Annotated in this window: 14 protein-coding genes and 4 pseudogenes; 8 read left to right on the top strand and 10 right to left on the bottom strand. The window is 69.7% G+C overall.

What is annotated here, in order from left to right:
• Positions 1-14 precede the first annotated feature (14 nt).
• The 4 genes and pseudogenes from ACIRVH_RS44930 to ACIRVH_RS44915 form a co-directional block, all read right to left on the bottom strand.
• Positions 15-2,105 (bottom strand): M48 family metalloprotease, encoded by a 2,091-nt coding sequence (locus ACIRVH_RS44930; RefSeq protein ID WP_403966412.1) that lies wholly within the window; start codon positions 2,103-2,105, stop codon positions 15-17.
• Positions 2,102-2,572 carry a hypothetical protein gene (locus tag ACIRVH_RS44925; RefSeq protein ID WP_403966409.1) on the bottom strand — a complete coding sequence of 157 codons (471 nt, stop codon included), beginning with the start codon at positions 2,570-2,572 and terminating at the stop codon, positions 2,102-2,104. Before ACIRVH_RS44925 ends, ACIRVH_RS44930 begins: the two co-directional genes overlap by 4 nt.
• A 190-nt stretch (positions 2,573-2,762) precedes the next feature.
• Positions 2,763-2,918: pseudogene (locus tag ACIRVH_RS44920) on the bottom strand (ATP-binding protein); the annotation flags it as partial.
• Between the two features lie 768 nt (positions 2,919-3,686).
• Positions 3,687-5,747: a helix-turn-helix domain-containing protein gene (locus ACIRVH_RS44915; RefSeq protein WP_403966406.1), complete on the bottom strand. Its 2,061-nt coding sequence runs from the start codon at positions 5,745-5,747 to the stop codon at positions 3,687-3,689.
• 122 nt (positions 5,748-5,869) lie between these two features.
• Here ACIRVH_RS44915 and ACIRVH_RS44910 point away from each other — a divergent pair, with 122 nt between their 5' ends.
• On the top strand, positions 5,870-6,070 hold the full coding sequence (locus ACIRVH_RS44910) for a hypothetical protein (protein ID WP_403966403.1): 201 nt from the start codon (positions 5,870-5,872) through the stop codon (positions 6,068-6,070).
• Between the two features lie 155 nt (positions 6,071-6,225).
• Positions 6,226-6,651 carry a hypothetical protein gene (locus tag ACIRVH_RS44905; RefSeq protein WP_403966400.1) on the top strand — a complete coding sequence of 142 codons (426 nt, stop codon included), beginning with the start codon at positions 6,226-6,228 and terminating at the stop codon, positions 6,649-6,651.
• A gap of 140 nt (positions 6,652-6,791) precedes the next feature.
• On the opposite strand, the gene ACIRVH_RS44900 is transcribed toward ACIRVH_RS44905, so the two are convergent.
• From ACIRVH_RS44900 to ACIRVH_RS44890, 3 genes and pseudogenes are all read right to left on the bottom strand, one after another.
• Positions 6,792-7,652, bottom strand: a complete 861-nt coding sequence (locus ACIRVH_RS44900) for a transposase family protein (RefSeq protein WP_403966396.1) — start codon at positions 7,650-7,652, stop codon at positions 6,792-6,794.
• A 108-nt stretch (positions 7,653-7,760) separates the two neighbouring features.
• Positions 7,761-8,480, bottom strand: a complete 720-nt coding sequence (locus ACIRVH_RS44895) for an HAD family hydrolase (protein WP_403966393.1) — start codon at positions 8,478-8,480, stop codon at positions 7,761-7,763.
• 227 nt (positions 8,481-8,707) lie between these two features.
• Positions 8,708-8,803, bottom strand: a pseudogene (locus ACIRVH_RS44890) (transposase); the annotation flags it as partial.
• 4 nt (positions 8,804-8,807) lie between these two features.
• Here ACIRVH_RS44890 and ACIRVH_RS44885 point away from each other — a divergent pair.
• Positions 8,808-9,089: pseudogene (locus tag ACIRVH_RS44885) on the top strand (transposase); the annotation flags it as partial.
• Between the two features lie 171 nt (positions 9,090-9,260).
• Positions 9,261-9,731 carry a hypothetical protein gene (locus ACIRVH_RS44880; protein WP_403966391.1) on the top strand — a complete coding sequence of 157 codons (471 nt, stop codon included), beginning with the start codon at positions 9,261-9,263 and terminating at the stop codon, positions 9,729-9,731.
• On the opposite strand, the gene ACIRVH_RS44875 is transcribed toward ACIRVH_RS44880, so the two are convergent.
• Together ACIRVH_RS44875 and ACIRVH_RS44870 are read right to left on the bottom strand one after the other, a co-directional pair.
• Positions 9,726-10,660, bottom strand: a protein-coding gene (locus ACIRVH_RS44875) for an IS5 family transposase (protein WP_403966388.1) whose coding sequence is annotated in 2 segments (ribosomal slippage) — positions 9,726-10,324 and positions 10,324-10,660 — 936 coding nt in all. Because the reading frame shifts where the segments join, the coding sequence is not laid out codon by codon here. The two genes, ACIRVH_RS44880 and ACIRVH_RS44875, sit on opposite strands and share 6 nt — an antisense overlap.
• Positions 10,661-11,295: 635 nt before the next feature.
• Positions 11,296-12,201, bottom strand: a complete 906-nt coding sequence (locus ACIRVH_RS44870; RefSeq protein WP_403966385.1) for an oxidoreductase — start codon at positions 12,199-12,201, stop codon at positions 11,296-11,298.
• Between the two features lie 462 nt (positions 12,202-12,663).
• On the opposite strand from ACIRVH_RS44870, the gene ACIRVH_RS44865 reads away from it, so the two are divergent.
• Positions 12,664-13,311 (top strand): hypothetical protein, encoded by a 648-nt coding sequence (locus tag ACIRVH_RS44865; RefSeq protein WP_403966382.1) that lies wholly within the window; start codon positions 12,664-12,666, stop codon positions 13,309-13,311.
• A 20-nt stretch (positions 13,312-13,331) separates the two neighbouring features.
• Here the strand turns inward: ACIRVH_RS44865 and ACIRVH_RS44860 are convergent, their stop codons facing one another.
• The gene (locus tag ACIRVH_RS44860; protein WP_403966379.1) at positions 13,332-13,730 is read right to left on the bottom strand and encodes a transposase; all 399 of its coding nucleotides are present in this window, start codon (positions 13,728-13,730) and stop codon (positions 13,332-13,334) included.
• 166 nt (positions 13,731-13,896) lie between these two features.
• Between ACIRVH_RS44860 and ACIRVH_RS44855 the strand changes: the two genes are divergently transcribed.
• From ACIRVH_RS44855 to ACIRVH_RS44845, 3 genes and pseudogenes are all read left to right on the top strand, one after another.
• Positions 13,897-14,112: a hypothetical protein gene (locus tag ACIRVH_RS44855; protein WP_403966376.1), complete on the top strand. Its 216-nt coding sequence runs from the start codon at positions 13,897-13,899 to the stop codon at positions 14,110-14,112.
• Between the two features lie 152 nt (positions 14,113-14,264).
• Entirely contained in the window at positions 14,265-16,679 is a 2,415-nt protein-coding gene (locus tag ACIRVH_RS44850; RefSeq protein WP_403966373.1) for a helicase-associated domain-containing protein, read from the top strand.
• A 275-nt stretch (positions 16,680-16,954) separates the two neighbouring features.
• Positions 16,955-17,074, top strand: a pseudogene (locus tag ACIRVH_RS44845) (aldo/keto reductase); the annotation flags it as partial.
• Positions 17,075-17,598: the final 524 nt, after the last annotated feature.

Here is a 17,598-nt window from a genome sequence, read left to right as displayed (position 1 = left end):
GCGTCGGCGTCGGTTCAGCGCAACAGCACGGCGTCCCCGAAGTGTTCGAGCGCCACGACGGCAGCGATCGCCGCGAGCGCGGTGACGGCCCCCGCGCCCGCGGTCACGGTCCGGCGCCCGGCGCCCCACGTGGGCAGCAGCCCCGCCGGCGCGGCCAGGGCCACGAGCACGACGACGAGACCGGACAGCGAGCCCCCGACCAGGACCGTGGCCCATACGTCGAAGGGATGCCGCCAGGAACCGAAGCGCGCCGCCCACAGCACGGTGGCCGTGAGTACGGACGCCGCCGGAGCCGCGTACAGGGCGGGGCCGAGACCGTCCGAACCCCGGCAGACGACCAGTGCGACGGCGCAGACCGCCCCCGCGCACAGCGCGGTCAGCACGTCGAGCTGCCAGGTCGCGGTCCAGTCGCGCGGCATCGCCGTCGGCCGGTACCCCAGCCGGGTCACCGCCGAGGCGACGACGGCACCGGCGACGCCCAGCGCCGGGAACCAGTGGCTGTCCAGCGGCCGGGCCCGGCGGAGGGCCGCCCACAGGGCCGTCGCGGCGACCGCCACCAACCCGACGGCACGGGTGCCGCTCGATGCCGAGTAGGGGCCGGTGAGCAGCGCCGCGTACGGCACCGGCTCGGCGAACGCCGCCTTCAGCATCGTGCAGAAGTCCATCGCCAGCCACAACGCGCCGCCGAAGAGCAGTGCGTTGACGGTGACAACGGCCAACTGGTCCCGGAAGGCGATGCGTTCGGCACCGCGCCTGCTGCTCCACAGACGGGCGAACGCGGCACCGAGCGAGGCCGCCCCCATGACGGCGAGCGGCAGCACGATCAGCAGGGGCCATCCCCGCATCGGCCCGCTCGCCGTGGTCCCCGTGCTCTGCAACCGGACCAGCAGCCCGGCCCCGGCACTCATGCCCAGGGCGGGGTGGAGCCACTGTACGGCCCCGCTGTTCGCGCCGCCGCGAGCCTGGGTGTCGCGCCACACCGCGACGCCCCAGCCGACGGCCAGGAACAGCCCGGCGGACAGGGCGCCGACCGGTGCCGAACTCCACGAGGTGCCGCTGAGGAGGAGGTTGCCGAGGCCGTCCATGGAGTCCAGGAGGACGGCCGCGAGCAGCCCGACCACAAGGGTGTCCAGGAGGCTGGGGCGCAGCAGCGTCAGTGGCGCGCGCAGTACGGCGAGTCGGCGGTCGTGGGTGGGGTGGTTGGCGCGCGCCCGGTCGAGCCAGCTCCGCCTCCCGGCCGGCTGCGCCCCGCCGAGCAGGGACTCCCACAGCGCGACCGACTGCCCTCGTACGGCGGCCAGATCCGCCTCGTGCTCCCGCGACCGCATGATCAGCTGAGTGACGAGCGCGGCGACCACCAGCAGGACCAGGGCCCTCGCGCCGTACTCGGCCCAGAACGGGTGGGACAGCATCTGCAGAGGGCTCGTCTCCGGCAGCCGCCAGCCCTGGACGGCGGCGACGAGGGGCGCGGCGAGCAGCACCGGCGGCAGGGCCCACCACAGGCCGCGGGTGAGCCAGACCAGAACGGTGTCGCCCGCCGCGAGGTGCCCCACCTCATGGCGGACGATCGCCTCCGCCTCCGCCTCGGGGAGCAGCCGGATGCCGCGCGGCAGGACGACGCGGGAGCGCCCGCCCCGGCCGAGCACGAACGCCTCCCGGACGGGGGCGGCGCCCCAGACCAGTCGCGGCGGACGCCGTACCCCCATCTCGGCGGCGACCCGGTCGGCGAGCTCCTGCCAGCGCGCCGGTACGGCCTTCAGCGGACCCGCGCGGCGCAGCAGCCGGCGCGGCAGGACCCACAGACCGGCCAGTCCGAGCAGCAGTACCGCCGCCGAGCCCACCAGGGAGACCTCGGCCTCGCGGCGCTGCACCGGTCCCGTGCAGCGGGACACGTACAGCGCCCGATCGAAGGCGGAGTCGGGGAACAGGGCGGCGCCCCTGCCCGAACACTTCAGTACGGCCGAGGCCCACGACGGGCCGAGCACCAGATTGTGGATCACCTGCCCCGCGAACGCGCCCGCGAGGGTCAGTGTGACGATCAGCAGTACATAGCGGGCGCCGGTGGGCGACAGGACCCCGCGCTGCCGGTCGTCACCGGCCGTCAACCGGCACCTCCGCCGCGCAGGACGGCGATGACGGCCCTGGCCACGGTGCCCGCCTGCTCGGCGTCGGCGCCGACGCTCCGGGCCCAGGCCGCCAGCGCGGCGAGGGCCACCTGCTCCTCGTCCGGGTCCAGGGCGGGCGCCGCCCCGCCGCGGCGGTCTTCCAGCAGGCGTCCGATCTTCGCCCGGACGGTCTGGCCGAGGGTGTCCACGGCCTGCCCCGCGAGGCGCTCGGCGACCGCCTTCACCAGCCAGGCCGCCACCGGGAGCACGTACAGGAGAGCCGAGGTGACGGTCACTCCGGAACCGACGGCCGGAGTGAGCGCGGGTTTCACCACGCCCTGCGGATCCTCCCGGAACTCCTCGAACCACTCCGCGTAGTCGGCGCGGCCGTCGGTGTCCAGCACCGCGAACACGGCACGCCCCAGGGACTCCACGGCCGCCCACCCGCCGGGCCCGGGAACCGGCACCGCCGACTCCGACTCCGGCTCTGGCAGCGGCTCTTGAGCTGTGCGGGTTCCGCGTGACAGAAACATGGTTCCCCCCCCATGGATCACCTACCGCGGATCACCTGCCGCGGGGGAGTCACCGTAGAATCCGGAGGCCCGTTTCCGGCTAACATTTTCCCTTCTGTCGTAGATGTGATCATCCATGACTCTTTCAGGGCTGGATCGTGACTGCCTCAGCGATCCGCCGGGCCGCCTCGGCGGGGGTGAGCCGCGTGGTGTCGACGACCTCGGCCTCGGCGTGCAGCCAGGTGCGGGCTGCCTCGGCATAGGGCTGGAGATATCTGAGGCGGAAGGGGGAGTCGGGGCCTCAATGATCAAGGTAGCGATGATCCGTTTCATGCTTGTCCGGCTCGCCGGGCAGCCATCGCGGTGGAGCCATGAATCCCACCGCAAGACCGCCCGAGCCAAGACCGTCGAGGACCTCATCGCAGCGTAATCAACCAGCCACCTGACAGGCTCTGAGCCTCGCGCACAAAGCGGTCCGTCCCGGAGCCATAGCTGGTGGCTCCGGGCCGGACCGCTTCCGACTGTATGGCCCCGAGCGTCACCGGGCCGATCGCTGCTACAGCCCAGCTCCGGGGTCGTCCATGCCTGTGGTCCGCAGCGGCCGGTGTCCCTGCTCGTCGAGCTGGGCGAGTTCGTGCTCGTAGTCGACGGTGATCGAGCCGTAGTAGTTGACCACCGAGCTGCGGGCCGGGGAGATGTGCGCCAGGGCCAGCTGGCCCGACGAGAACCCTGCCGCTGGCAGTGGGCCTGCCTAAGCTGGACCACTTCCGTCCGTGTCTGCGCGCCGTCCACCACCCGCCGGGGATGTGCGAGCAGTAGCGGGGTAGCCGTTAACGCTGAGATCGATCATGGGCTGGGGTGGCTGGTGACCGCCTCCCGGCGCCGCCCGCTTGGTTGCCCGTTGCCCGTGCCGCGGGCGGGTCGGTTCACGTCGTCCTCGTTGGCACCACTTCTCGGTCCTCCCAGCGTGCATCCGAGCGGGGTGCGGGGATCCCTCACGATTCTGTGTCCGCCTCCGGTGCGTCCACCGACGGCAGACGCGCCCCTGTCGTGGCCGGTAGCGCGTGGATTACTGCCATCGGGGCGTCGGCGTACCGTCCGGGTCCAGGCCATACGGCCACAGCATTTCAAACACCCCCCACACCTCGGTCGGGCGGTACAGGACGTCGGTGTGGCCGTGGTCGGCGGCCTGCCGGGCCAGGGTTTCGGCGCCTTCCCGGTCTCCGGCCTTCTCCCGGATCTCGGCCAGGCGGTACAGGGCGGTGGTGTTGCCGTGGTCGGCGGCCTGCCGGGCCAGGGTTTCGGCGCTCTCCCGGTCTCCGGCCTTCTCCCGGATCTCGGCCAGGCGGTACAGGGCGGTGGTGTTGCCGTGGCCGGCGGCCTGCCGGTAGAGGGTTTCGGCGCTCTCCCGGTCCCCGGCCGTCCCCCAGGGACGGGCCAGGCGGACCAGGGCGGTGGTGTCGCCGTGTTCGGCGGCCTGCCGGGCCAGGGTTTCGGCGCTCTCCCGGTCCCCGGCCATCTCCCGGGCATGGGCCAAGTGGACCAGGGCGGTGGTGTCGCCGTGTTCGGCGGCCTGCCGGTAGAGGGCTTCGGCGTCCTGCCAGTCCTCGGCCTCCCACCGGATCGCGGCCAGGCGGTTCAGGGCGTTCGTGCTGCCGTGGTCGGCGGCGCGGTGTTGGAGGTGGTGGGCCCATTGCAGGCGGTGCCGGGCTTTGGCTGCCCGGGTGAGGCTGTCCAGGTCCTCGGGGTGGGTGAGGCGGGCGTGGGCGGAGTGCCAGAAGGAGGCGGGCGGGCACAGCCATCGGCGGGTGGTGCGGCCGTGTTGTTCGAGGTAGTCGGCGAGCCGGAACACCGGCCCGGACGGCCGTGGGGACGGCGGGCCCGTGGCTGTGGAGGGAGTGGGTGGGCGTCGTGGGGGGCGGGGGGTGGTGCGGCGCAGGGGGGCTTGTTTGCCGTGGACCGGTTCGGCGAGTTCGGCAAAGGCGGCTTCGGCCCAGTCGTCGGTGAGCTGGTCGTAGTCGGTCTGGCTGAGGTAGTCGGGGGCGGCGTCGGTGAGGAAGGCCTGCGGGAGGTGGAGGCCGACGCCGAGGCGGCGCGCGTCCATCGCCGCTTCCAGCAGCGCTCTGGCCGGCGGGCTGGCGTGCTGGTAGCGGTTGAGGAGTTCGGGGGCACCGGCCAGGTCCTGGGTGATGCGTCCGTCGGTGTGGGCGCGGGTGAGGGCGTCGGCCAGCAGCCGGTCCCCGCCCTCGGCGAGGGCGGTGGCTTCGGCCAGGGCCGGGGCGTCGAAGGAGTCCGGGATGCTCAGGGTGCGGCCGGAGAGCAGTTCCCGGGCCCGGCTGTGCGGATCTTCCCCGCCCGGGGCGGGCAGAGCCGTGTACTGGTGGGCGTATTCGGGCCAGAGCGTGCCCAGCACGAGGACGGGCCCGCGCTCCGGGGTGACCAGCAGATGGTGCACCGCCGCCGCGATCCGCTCACCGGCCGCCCGGTTCCCGAGGTAGTGCTGGGCCTCGTTCAGCCACACCACGGTGCGCGGTTGGACACGGTCCAGGTCCTCGAGGGCGGCCTCGGCCCGGGTCGGGTCGAAGGGATGCCACAGCCGCCAACCCTTCAGCGCGAGCGGCTGGACGGCTTCCCAGCAGGCCCGGGTCTTCCCGGTCGACGAGGTGCCCACCAGGACCACGATCCGGTTGCGGCCGGCCGCCACATCCCTCACCGCCTCGGCCAGCACTCGGTCATGCTCGCGCCGCACGTACCCGGGCAGCGCCCGTGTCCCGGGCGCATCCGAGCCGTCAACGACCGTGCTGTGCCCGGTCGGATGGACCTCCAGATCGTGCGGCTCCCACTGTCCGATCAACCTGCCGGGCCCCGGCCGTTTACCGCCCCGGGCCGCGTCCTGCTGTAGCGCCAGTATCTCCTCGACCGGCAGCTTCAGCGCGCTTGCCAGCGCCGCCACCGTCTGCGCCGAGGGCACCGGCCCGTCGGTCTGGAAGGCCTCTGACACGGTCGTACGCCCCAGCCCCGCCCGGCGGGCTAGCTCCGTCTTGTTCAGCCCGAGTTTGGCCAGTCCGCCGCTCAGCCTCTTGCGCAGTTGGATAAGTGCCGGATTTTGACGGTTCTGCTCGTCGCGCACGTGCTCGCCCCCGGGCCGTGATGTGTTCGCCGGTGTTCATCTTCGTCCCGGCGAACCCCGCCGCACACCACTTCCACGACCTTCGTCCACGTCAACACCCCATCGTTTAACGGGAGTCTGTCGTGACCGTCGCCGTCGTCCTTCTCACCACCGCACTCGTGATCGTCGTCGCGCTGCTGGCCGCCGCTGGCGTGGGCAAGCTCGCCCGCATGGACGGCGCCAGCTACCCCGCCGCCCTCACCCGCGCCGCCGTCACCTTCGCCGCGGTCATCACCCTCACCGCCACCGTAGCCAGCGTCTTCGCCACCCTCCTGATCTCTTAGAAAGAGGGAGGTACCGACGAAATGAAGTTCCCGGGGTGACGGAATACCCGAAGGAGAGTTGAGGCTGGTCGGCTGAGGCGACGCGGTGTTCTGCCCACCGACCCCCACCGGCGCCCTGCTTGTGGGAAAGCACCACGAGGGTGGGAAGATATGGCGTGCCGTACCACATCGTGACCGTGACCGGCTCGCACCGCACCGGCTTCGGTCTCCAGGTCGAGCCTGCCGTCCCCATCAAGGCGTTGGCCGCCCGTGTCGCTGACACCGACGTGCCCGTGCGAGGCGACACTCTGCTTCTGCTCTTTCCCGAGGGCCGCCATGGGCGGGCGATCCTTGCGGACTTCGCCCTGGAAGCGTGGCGCGACGGAGACGCGTACTACAGCCGGAGCAGTCCTGATGACCCCGAGTTCACCCTCGTCATCGGCACCGAGCGCGGACCGGAGGACCTTCCGCCGGGCACGGAGATCTGGCTGGACGATGCCGCTCCCACCGGCGGTGCGCGAAGCGGTGGCTGGAGCCGGATCGTCGCGCAGTTCGAGGACCTGCCGTGGGTGATGGTCGATCCTGACGCGGAGCAGAGGTGATGCCGTCACATTCGTCGTGCTCTGAGCCTCCCGAAGATCCGATGACATGAGGTTCCCCGAGTGACGGAATGCGCGGATGAAAGTTCGGCAGGGATTCCCCACATCGATACGCGGGTTCCTCACCTCACAGATGGCTTGTTTCAGCAGGCCACAGCATTCCGTCGGTTGCCCTGAGGGTGTCCCGAGGGTGCAGACCTGCGCTGACCTCCACCGGGGGCCCAGGAGCACTCGTCAACCGTGGGCGTCCTGCTGGGCTCGACATTGAGTACCTCGGCGCGGGTGTTGCAGCCGTCCTTGTCGGCGTCGATCCAGTGCTTGAACTTCGTGCGCTCGTAACCGGTGCGGTCCTCCGTGTGGACCGGGAGCTGAACCAGGAGATCGCGGATGCCGATGCCCGCTCCGATGTAGCCCTTATCGGCCAGGGTGGGGAGGCCGTCGGCCGCCGCCTTGTAGAGGGCGGGCAGGGCGTGGATGCGGCCGGCGGTAATGTCGGGGGTGGAGCCGGGCTCGACATCCGACACCCACAGTGGGGTGCCGTCCGGGGCGGCGAAGAACTGGATGTTGCCGCCGAACGCCTTGTGCTTCTGGCTGAACCAGAGGTCGTTGCCGTTCTCGCGGACACCGGCGAGGCGGTCGGATTCGATGAGTGTGCCGTCGAGGATGACGTGTGTCATGCCTTCACGCTGACAGCGGTTCAGGACTTCGTGCAGCTCGGGGGCCTGGCTCGCAAGGACGTCGATGCCTTCGTGCAGGTACCGGTAACCGGTGGCCTGGGAGACGCCGGCGTCGTGGGAGAGGCAGTGCACGCAGCCGCGTTCGCGGAACCAGCGCAGTACCAGCACCGCCTGACGGAACGGCCCCAGCGCACGGGAGCCCTTCGGCGTGCCGATCCGGCGGCGGTGGGCGGCCAGCAGACGGGCAAGGAAGTCCACGACGTGGCGCGGGACGTCGAGCGTGGCAACATAGGTGACCAACGTGAAGCCTCTGGTAGCTACGGACATGATCTTGTCGTGAGACCTGTCCTACCAGGGGCTTTACGTCTTTCCTGCGACTGGCACCCGATTTCTGATCCCCACGGCGGCCGCCGGGATCACACCGCTCCGCGAAGGTCATTTCACGAACGAAGCCGTCAAACGGGCGGGAATGCCGCAGGCCGCGAGCACGAGGTGCAGCCGCTCCTCGGTGACCTGCGTCAACGGCGGGACGAGCAGAGTTGCGATCCCCGTTTCGACGGCCGCACCGTCGTAGCCGGAACGATCGCCCACCATCAGTGCCTCGCCGGGCTGCACCCCGAGCCGGTCCAGGGCAAGGCGGAACAGGGCAGGGTCGGGCTTACACACGCCGTGCTCGAAGGACAAGACGAAGCTGTCGACGTACCCGTCCAGGCCGGCCTTCACGAACCCAGGGCGAATGTCGAAGTGAATGTCACTGATGATCGCAACCTTCAGCCCGGCTGCCTTCAGGGCCGCGAGAGTGGGTTCGACATCGGCGGCGAACGGGTTGTCGGTGGCGTCGGACAGTGCCGCGTACAGCTCATCAGCCAGGACCGGGTCGACTCCTGCAGCATTCGCCCATCGAGCGTAGCTGTCGCGGTGTGCCGCCGCTGACACGTCCGCCCGTGACCAGCCCCGCTCGACGTCCGGCCGCTTGCCCGCAGCGACCAGCGCTGCGCTGATCCGCTGCACCTCCGCCTCGGATGAGTCACGTCCGAGTTGTCGCAGTGTGCGCTCGATCCACAGCGCCCCTCGCGGCCGCGCTTGCGCTGGGCCCCACTTGGGGACGATGAGTGTTCCAACCCAGTCGAGCAGGACGGCGTCGAAGAAGGGCATGTCTCCCCTGCGGCCAGTCGGTTCATGATCGCAGGCAGGCTGTCACCCGTGCGTAAGCGAGTCAATCCCCGAGCCATCGCCGACGGCCCGCCGGTTGTCGGCGACGGCCGGAAGTGATCTTCGTTGAGAAAACCTCACTGACTCTCTTCTCTCGTCCAACACCCGGACTGTTGAACAACGCTGCGGAGTTCAGTGACGCATGAAACAGTTCAGTGGCTAGTGCCGCGTCAGGCAACGTTCGCCCTGTCGACGACCTCGCGTAGCCGTTCGTCGGCGGCATGCTTGTTCCGCCAGATGATGTAGCGGCGGATCATGCTGCCCTGCTAGGCACCAACCAATTACTGGCTGTCCGACCTTCCCGCCAGCATTCCGATCGTCGATCTGGTCCGTCTGGCCAAGGTCCGCTGGCGCATCGAGCACGACTATCGCGAAGTCAAACACGGCCTGGGCCTGGACCACTTCGAGGGCCGTTCCTGGCCGGGCTGGCACCATCACGTCACCCTCGTGACCGCCGCTCATGCCTTCCTCACCGAAGAACGTCTGGCCCCAAAAGTCCCCTGGTCAGCCCCACTCTCTACCAGGTCCTCGACATCCTCCAGAACACCCTGAGGTGCTGGACCGGCATCTGCACCACCTGCCATCAGCCCCTGCCCAGCAGGACGCCCAAGACACCCAGATCGAGACAGACCTAACGGAGTCCTACTAGGGGCTGTCCGGCCGATCATTGGTCTGTGCGCCACGGTCACGGTGGATGTCTGTTCGATCCCATAACCTGTGGCCATGACCACCGAGGAGTACATCTCGACGATTGACGCAATGGTTGTGCAGCCGTTCCCGGAGGTGACCTATGTCGACTCCTCCGGGGAAGGTGGCCCAGAGCATCATGTGCGAGAACTGCAGGTCAGTCGGGACTTCTGGGATGAAGATGACGGGCAGGCCTGGGCGAAGGCCGAAGCCGAGCTGCAGGCCTGCCTCAACGACCTGGCCGCACGCCTGACGACTCGGTGGGGCCATGCGTTTGTCGTTGACCTCGGACCGTATCTGAGTGCCAGTTGCGAGGGAGAGCCGGTGCCCGAGCCGCTCGACTACCTCAGCCAACAGGTCGTGAGCATGCAGGTGTGGCCGCTCCCCGACAGCGGTCGTTGGCTCGCGCTGGCACTCGGCCAGGCCGACAAGGAGTTGCCACTCATCCTGTTTGCCGCGGTCGGCCGGGCTTCCGCACTCGACTTCAACTCGAGTGGCCGGTCATGAGCGGAGCCATACGATGACAGCTGCAGCTGAGACAGTGCCGAGGAACACGTAGCCGCGCTTGTCATACCGCGTAGCCACCGCACGGAAGTTCTTCAGCCTGTTCACAGCTCGTTCGACGGTGTTGCGCTTCTTGTACCGCTCCTCGTCGAACCTCGGTGGTCGTCCGCCTCGTGATCCCTTGCGCAGGCGGGCGGCCCGACTGTCGGTCTTCTCGGGAATCGTGTGCCAGATGCCGCGCCGCCGCAGGTAGTGGCGGCAGGGACCGTTGCTGTAGGCCTTATCTGCTGCGACGCTGTCGGGCTTCTTGCGGGGCCTGCCCGAACCGGGCCGGGGCACCCGGATCTTCTCCAGCACCGGCACGAGCTGGGTGCAGTCGGCCCGCTGCCCCGGTGTGACGATCAGCGACAGCGGGCGGCAGTGACCGTCCGCGCTCAGGTGGATCTTGCTGGTGAAGCCGCCGCGCGAACGCCCCAGGCCTTCGCCTCCTGCACCACCTCCACCAGCCGGTCGACGAGGCTCTGACACGGAGTTTCGTCCTGGTGTTCCAGCGGCTCGTCCCCCTTTGGGGCGGCGAGGGCCGGCGGCGGGTCGGTGCGGGCGCCGGCCGCGTGCTGATGCGCGCGCACGATGGTGGAGTCCACCGAGACGTCCCAGTCGATCTCGCCCACCGCGTCGGCCGCCGCCTGGAGCTGCTGTAGAAGGCGTTCCCAGGTGCCGTCCCCAGACCAGAGCCGGTGACGTTCGTAGACCGTTTTCCACGGTCCGAACCGCGCCGGCAGATCGCGCCAGTGCACCCCGGTCCGCACCCGATGCAAAATCCCGTCGATCACCTGGCGGTGGTCGCGCCACCGCCCGCACCGACCATTGCTGACGGGCAGGAACGGCCGCAACTGTTCCCACTCCGCGTCCGACAGATCACCCCGCCCCATGCACAGGACAACGATCCGACCAGGCGACAGTCACATGATCGGCCGGACAGCTCCTAGCCGTCGAACAGGCAGCCGCCTACCTCGCCCAGAACCCACTCACCACACCCCGTGCCTACCTGGACTTGCTCGCCCGGCACCCGGCGGACATGTACGGCTACGGCGGGGCCACCACCCCAGCCCAGCGCACCATCGCCCGTATCTGGAACATCACTCTACGGAACCGTCCTCGACGTGCTCGTGCGCCCTGCACCCCGGCCCGAGGACGCCGACGCCCTCGCGAGGTGGCTGCGACGCGAAACGCCCACCTCAGGCGTTCACATGGCACACTACGAACAGCGCGGGGCGCGTGTTGCGTTCACCACCCGCGGCCACCTCAGGCCCGAGGAGATCAGGGTGCGTGGCACTTGGTCCAACGGCCGACTCACCCTGGGCCTTGCGGGTAGTGGCTGGGAGATCAAACTCCAGCGCTTTTCACGCTTGGACGTCGCCCGATGGTGAGCCCGTGCAATGCCCTGCATGTGGCGTGCTCACGGAACTGCGACCAGAGCTCTGAAAACGACCAGGGGCACTCCTTGCCCCACTCGGTCGGGTTCTCAACGGTCTGGGGAAGTTCACCGAGCATCGCGGGCAGAGTCTCAGTCGGTGCCCTCGTCCGGCCTGTCGAGGAGAGCCAATTCCTCTTCGGTGAGGCGCAGGCTTGCGGCGGCGATGTTCTCCGTGAGGTGTGCCGGGTTCCTGGTGCCGGGAATGGCCAGCACGTGCGGACCGCGGTGGAGGGTCCATGCGAGCCGTACCTGGGTCGGCGTCGCATGGTGGGCGTCGGCGACAGAGTGGACCCGCGCATCGTGCTCCTGGCCTGCGGCCGCCTCGCGCCGCAGGCCGGAGACCGCGAAGAACGGGACGAAGGCGATGCCCTGCTCCCCGCACAGGTTCACCAGCCCGCTCTCATCGGCACGGCGCCAGTCCACGCTGTAGGAGTTCTGCACGCAGACCACGGGCGCGATTTTCTGGGCCTCGACCACGTGCTCAGGCAGGACAGCGGAGAGCCCGAGGTGCCGGACCAAGCCGGCCTCGCGCAGCTCGGCGAGGGCGCCGAAGTGCTCGGCGATCGAGGCCGTGCGGGGGCCGCTGGCGCGCAGGTTCACCACGTCCAGGTAGTCCCGGCCGAGCTGGCGCAGGTTCTCCTCGACCTGGCCACGCAACTGGTCGGGGCGGACCGTGTAGAGCCACTCGCCGGAGGGATCACGCGCCGGGCCGACCTTGGTCACCACGACCACGTCGCCGGACCAGGATGCGAGGGCTCGGTTGATGAGCTCGTTCGCGGACCGCAGTGGTGAGAAGTAGAAGGAGGCTGTGTCGATGTGGTTGACGCCCTGCTCGAACGCGCTGTGCAGCAGGCCGACGGCGACATCGCGGTCGATCGGCGTGCCGTCGGAGTTGCCCATCATGCCGTTGCCCGTCAGCCGCATCGCGCCGTAGCCGATGCGATTCACCTCCAGGTCCCCGAGCGTCCAGGTCCCTGCTGCCGCTGCTGCGCTCACCGTGCTCCTTCACCCGTCGGTTCGTCAGGTCCCGGAGTATGAGGCCATCACAGTGTGCTGCGACAAGCCAATGGGCTGGGCGAAACGTCACGTCCCTATCGGGAACTAACCATCGCCGCAAAGCCGTTGGACCTGGCAAGAGAGCGTTGGTCGGGACGAGCTTTCAGGCCTTGTGCCGCTGTCTTGCCGAGGCGGTAGACGATGGTGGCTGCGTCCAGCACGTGGCGGGCAAGGCGATCACCACCCCGCCGGTCGAATGGGGCTCAGACGAGCGAGACGGAACGCGACCTGCCCGCGAGCAGCGAGTGGGGAAACGAGGCGAGCAGGTCCGTCCCGCGTCTGATGACACGGTGGGGATTTTCAAGGTTCTGGCAGCGGTTTCGTGAAGAACACATCCGAGGAAAAACCTTGGGCCGCCAAAGTGAAATGCGATGCGTGCGCTGCAGGCCGTAGCGTCCTGGGATGAGCAGCTTCAACACGCACCAGAGACGGGTCTACGACGAGGGCCTGCCCACACGCGCCCGGCATACGAATTTGCGGTCTTGCCTCGTCCACTTCGCGCCCTACGGCTTCCGGGCCACGTATCACCACCTCTGCCACAGCGCGGGGATCCCCAAGGATCTGGAGAAGGATCCGAGCTCGCTCATACGCGCCGTCGAAGAGTTGCACCACGCCCGACAGCTCTGGCTCGCCGACGAGCGTGCCTATACCAACAGTCGCCGGGCCGACAAAGCACGGGGATTTCGGCAGGTGAAAGCAGACGAGTCCTGGCGAGGCTTGCAGCCGGGGTGGGGGAGCATCGCATACTGTCCCGAGCCGACAACCCATCCCGACGAGCCGCTGCCCGTGGTGGTCGAGCGGGTGCTCCGTTCATCAGCCCCGCCCGACGAAGCTCCTGCGCTGACGTGCCGAGTATGCGGAGACCGGGACAACAGCAGCGTCTGGCACGACGGCACCTACTGGATCCATCTGCTGTGCAGGAGATGCGGGGTCAGCCTCGCGGTCCAGCGGGCCAACACGCGCGACCCGCTGCTGGCGGCCCACCACGCCCGGCAGTGGAAGGAGATCTGGAGGCTGCGCAACGAATCTCCTCGCAGCTACCCAAGCTGAGTGTCGGCATGAGGTCGGCATCACGGTGGGGTGAGAATCCGCGCTCGGAGGAGTGCGAAGGATGCGCGGCCGTACATGCTCCGCTTGAGGAGCTTGATTCTGCAGACGTGGCCCTCGACGACGCCGAAGCTATAGGGGAGGGTGAAGCCGGCGGTGGCGGCATCGATGTCCTGGCGGAGGCTGGCGAAGGAGCGGATCGGCCTCAGGTCGCAGCGTTCGGCCTGCCGGAGAATGTCACGCGATTGCTGCGTGCCCTGCAGGAGGTGGGCCTGGTGAATGCGATCGGCGCGGTCCTGCCCGGTGCCCCCTGGTAGCGATGCCGCACGTATTAGAACCGTAAGATGCTGGGCCGGGTTCCGAAGTCCGCTCAGCGGTGGGTGGCCACGCTGCTGGGGACGGTTTGTCCAACTGCCCAGCACGACGGCTGTCCGGGCCCGGATGCGACACGTCCTGGACGTGCTTGAGGCTCGAGTTCCCCAGGGCCGCAGTCCACTTGGACACGAGCCGGCGCGAACTGCTGGCGTTCGCCGCGTTCCCGCGTGAGATCTGGCGGCGGATCTGGTCGGACATTCCAAGAGGAGGCGGTTGAGCAAGGAGATCCGGCGCCGCACCGATGTCGTCGAAGATCTTCTTCGACGCGCCACTCTGACCCGCCTGGTCGGGGCGGTCCCGGCCGAGCAGGACGACGAATGGACCGTAGCCTGCCGCTGCATGGGCTACGTGCTCCCCGCCCAGGCCCGTCTCCACCTGATCGAGTCAGAAACCGACGGGACCGCCCTGCCCACCGGACTCACCGCATAGCCTCAAAGACGAGATCACCGAGTGGCCATCAATACACCCCTGACGTGGCCCCGCGTATCGTGACGCGATGGCGAACGCGGCGCTCGCCACACGCGCCGTGCTGAGAGGCTGTACCGCAGAGTGGCGTTGTTCTTGACGAGGTGTGCTGATCAATGAAGTCCGGTAAGTCGACCCTTGCAGCGTGGCTGCACCGCCTCGATGCCGCGCACCTGGAGGGGGTGCTCGCGGCGCGTCGGGACGTCGTGTCCCCACCGGAGCCCCGCTCGGTGAGTGAACTGGCCGAACGCCTGCAACGCCCGGGCTCGGTGGCCCTCGCGCTGCCCCGGCTGATGCTTCCCGCCCTGCAGGCGGCTGAGGCACTGGCGGCACTGACTGCACCAGTATCGCGCGACGCCCTGGCGGACCTGCTCGACGCTACCGAGGGTGATGCCGCACGCGGCCTGGAAGCGGCACTTCAGACGCTGGCCGCACATGCACTGGTCTGGCCGGACGGCGAGGGAACACTGCGTATGGCCGCGCCCCTGCGGCAGGCGTGGGACACACCGCTCGGACTGGACCAGCCGCTGGCGACGCTGCTGAAGGACACGACCTCCGAGGAACTGCGCCGCATGCTGACCGCTCTGGGCCTGCGGCCTGCCGTAACCAAGTCGCAGCGCCTGGCGGCGCTCTTGGAGCACCACAGCGACCCGGCGCGTGTCGCCGCGGTGGTCGCGCTGGCCCCAGCCGACGCCCGGGACCTGTTGGAGCGCCGGGCCGACCCCGAGTACCGACCGGAGCCATTCCTCACGTTCGGGGGCCCATCAGTCCCCGATCCGAGTGCGCGCTGGGCGCTGGAGCGGGGCCTGCTGGTCCAGGGCCGATACAGCTATGGCTCCGCACGGATGCCCGCCGAGGTGACGCTCGCGCTGCGCGGGCTCGGCTGGCATGCTCCGTTCGATCCCGCGCCGCCCGCCACGCCCCTGGTACCCGTCACCCCTGTGGAGGTGGACAGGGAGGCGTCCGCAGCGGCCACGGCGTTCGCTGGCCATGCCGCCTCGGTCCTTTCGGTATGTGCGACAGCCCCGCCCGCCCGGCTGAAGTCCGGCGGAGTCGGCGCCCGCGAACTAGCCAGGATCGGCAAGGGGGCACGCTGCGAGGAGGCCGTCGTGCGCCTCACCCTGGAGACGGCGTACGAGGCCGGTCTGATGGCCCGTGACGGTGACCGGGTGGCGACGACGGACGCCTACGACACCTGGGCGGAGCTCGAGCCCTCGCAGCAGTTCCGAGTGCTGGTGCACGCCTGGTGGTCCCTTGCGCTCACCCCTTCACAGACCCGCAACGAGGACAACAAGGCGCTGCCCGCCCTGGCCGAAGCCCCGCCCTGCGCCGGCTGCCTCCAGGCCCGGCACGGGCTGCTCACCGCCGCTTCCCAAATCCCACCTGGCCAAGGTGCGAGGAGAGTGGCGGAGTTGGGGCTCGTGACCGCCTGGACCCGCCCGCTCGCCGAGGTACTGCCGCAGGACGCAACGCCGTTCGCCACCGTGATCCGGGAGGCGGAACTGCTCGGCATCCTCGCCCGCGGCGCCCTTTCCCCGATCGGCGCCGCGCTGCTGGCCGAAGACTCCGAGGGCTTGTCCGCGGTCTGCTGTCGCCTGCTGCCCGAGGCCGCCACGACGGTCCGCTTCGGCACCGACCTGACCGCCGTCGTCACCGGCACGCCCGCTGCGCGGCTGGTCACGCTGCTGGACTCGGTCGCCGACCGGGAGGCCGGCGGCACGGCCTCGGTGTGGCGCTTCAGCCCGAGGAGCGTTCGCCGTGCCCTGGACGCCGGCCGCTGCCCCAACGCCATCGAGACGGACCTGGCCGCCGTCGCCACTGGCCCGCTGCCGCAGCCCCTGGCGTACCTGATCAACGACACGGCACGCGGTCACGGGCGGATCCGCCTCGCCCCGGCCGCCTGCGTGATCCACGGCGAGGACCCCGCCGTTCTCGCCGAACTCGCCGCCCACCGCAGACTCTCCAAGCTGGGCCTGCGGCACCTCGCCCCGACCGTCCTTGTCAGTCGCTCACCACTGGAGAAGACGCTCGCCGCACTGCGGGCCGAGGGCTACGCGCCGGTCGCGGAGTCGGCCGACGGCACCGTACGCATCGAGCGGCCCCGCAGCCACCGGGCGATCGCGCCGGTGCCGCCGCCACGCAGCGCGGCGGGTGCGCTCGGCGCCCGGGCCCGTACGACCACCGCACCCGTGTCCGCCGAGCTGACCGCGCTGGCCGCCCGACTCGCGGCCGCCCCGCTCGCCGGTCCCGCCCCCGACCCGCACAACGGCGTTCCCTTCGCCACTGACACCGAAGAAGTCATCGCCGGATACGTCAGGCGCCTCTCCCACACCGATGTCCGTCAACTCGCCCACGCCGTCGACGACGGCACGGCGGTCACGATCGAGTACGTCGCCGCCACGGGCAAGCGCACGATCCGCACGCTCAGCGACTTGGCCCTCGACCCGCCGTACCTGTACGCGTGGTGCCAGCTGCGTGACGAGGAGCGGGTGTTCACGCTGTCGCGGATTCACGGGGTGATGCCGACTTGAGGCCGAAGCGGCGGACCAGGGCGTACGAGGCGGCCGTGCAGGATTGGGCAGGCCCGTGCTGTACAGCGGGCCTCCCAGCCGCACGGCCCCCGGGCCTACGAGGTCCTCGAATCGCAGCTGAAGAAAAGCCCGTTGGCCCGATCTCCAACTATGCGACCGTCGGCGAGTCCCTGCAACATCACGTCGACGGATGAGGGAGTCGGTGACCAGTCCTTCCTTGAGGACCATGCCGGACTCTAACCAGAACGTGGCGTAGCGGTCTGGGTCCTTGCCCGATCGACGAAGTCGTGCCGCCCGGGGTGAACCAGTACAACCCCAGCGTCTCCCTCCCTCCGCGATCACTGACCGACACCGCCTTGCGGCGCCGCCCACTCGCCGAACGCGCCGCGGCCTGAGGTCGGCTACTGCCCTCCTGCCGAGAAGCGATCGCCCCTGCGATGGGAAGCGATCTACGAAGGCGTCGGGCGATGCTGGTCAAACCCACTCGGGAACACCCGTCTCACGACGCCGGTGTCATGGCGTCACGTTGATGTTGCCGGTGGTGGGCGGCGCCTCGGCGGCTGGGCAGTCCGAGGTCGGCTGCCTATCGGTCGATCGTGTGCAGACAGGAGATGTCCAGGCGGCTGGCGATGGCTGGCGGGGCAGGCTCGAGTTCCACCACAGCGGGATGAGCCGTTCGTCGAGTTTCTTCCTGCCGTCGCCCGTCGCCCGTCGCCCGTCGCTCCTGCCTGCCGCCGACGATTTCCGAATCGGCCTCCAGACCGACCGGCACGCGCCCTTTCGGGCGAGTGCCGTCCGTGCGGTAGCTCGCGGGTTGGGGATCTATCCGGTCATGGTGGGGGCGAAGGCTGTCAGGGCTGGGGCGAGTTGTGTGCCGGGGGTGAGGCCGAGGGCGGTGAGGGCGTCGGGCAGGCCGCGT

The sequence above is a fragment of the Streptomyces sp. NPDC101165 genome, assembly GCF_044768135.1.
Lineage (GTDB): Bacteria > Actinomycetota > Actinomycetes > Streptomycetales > Streptomycetaceae > Streptomyces.
This window is presented reverse-complemented; position numbering and strand designations above follow the sequence as displayed.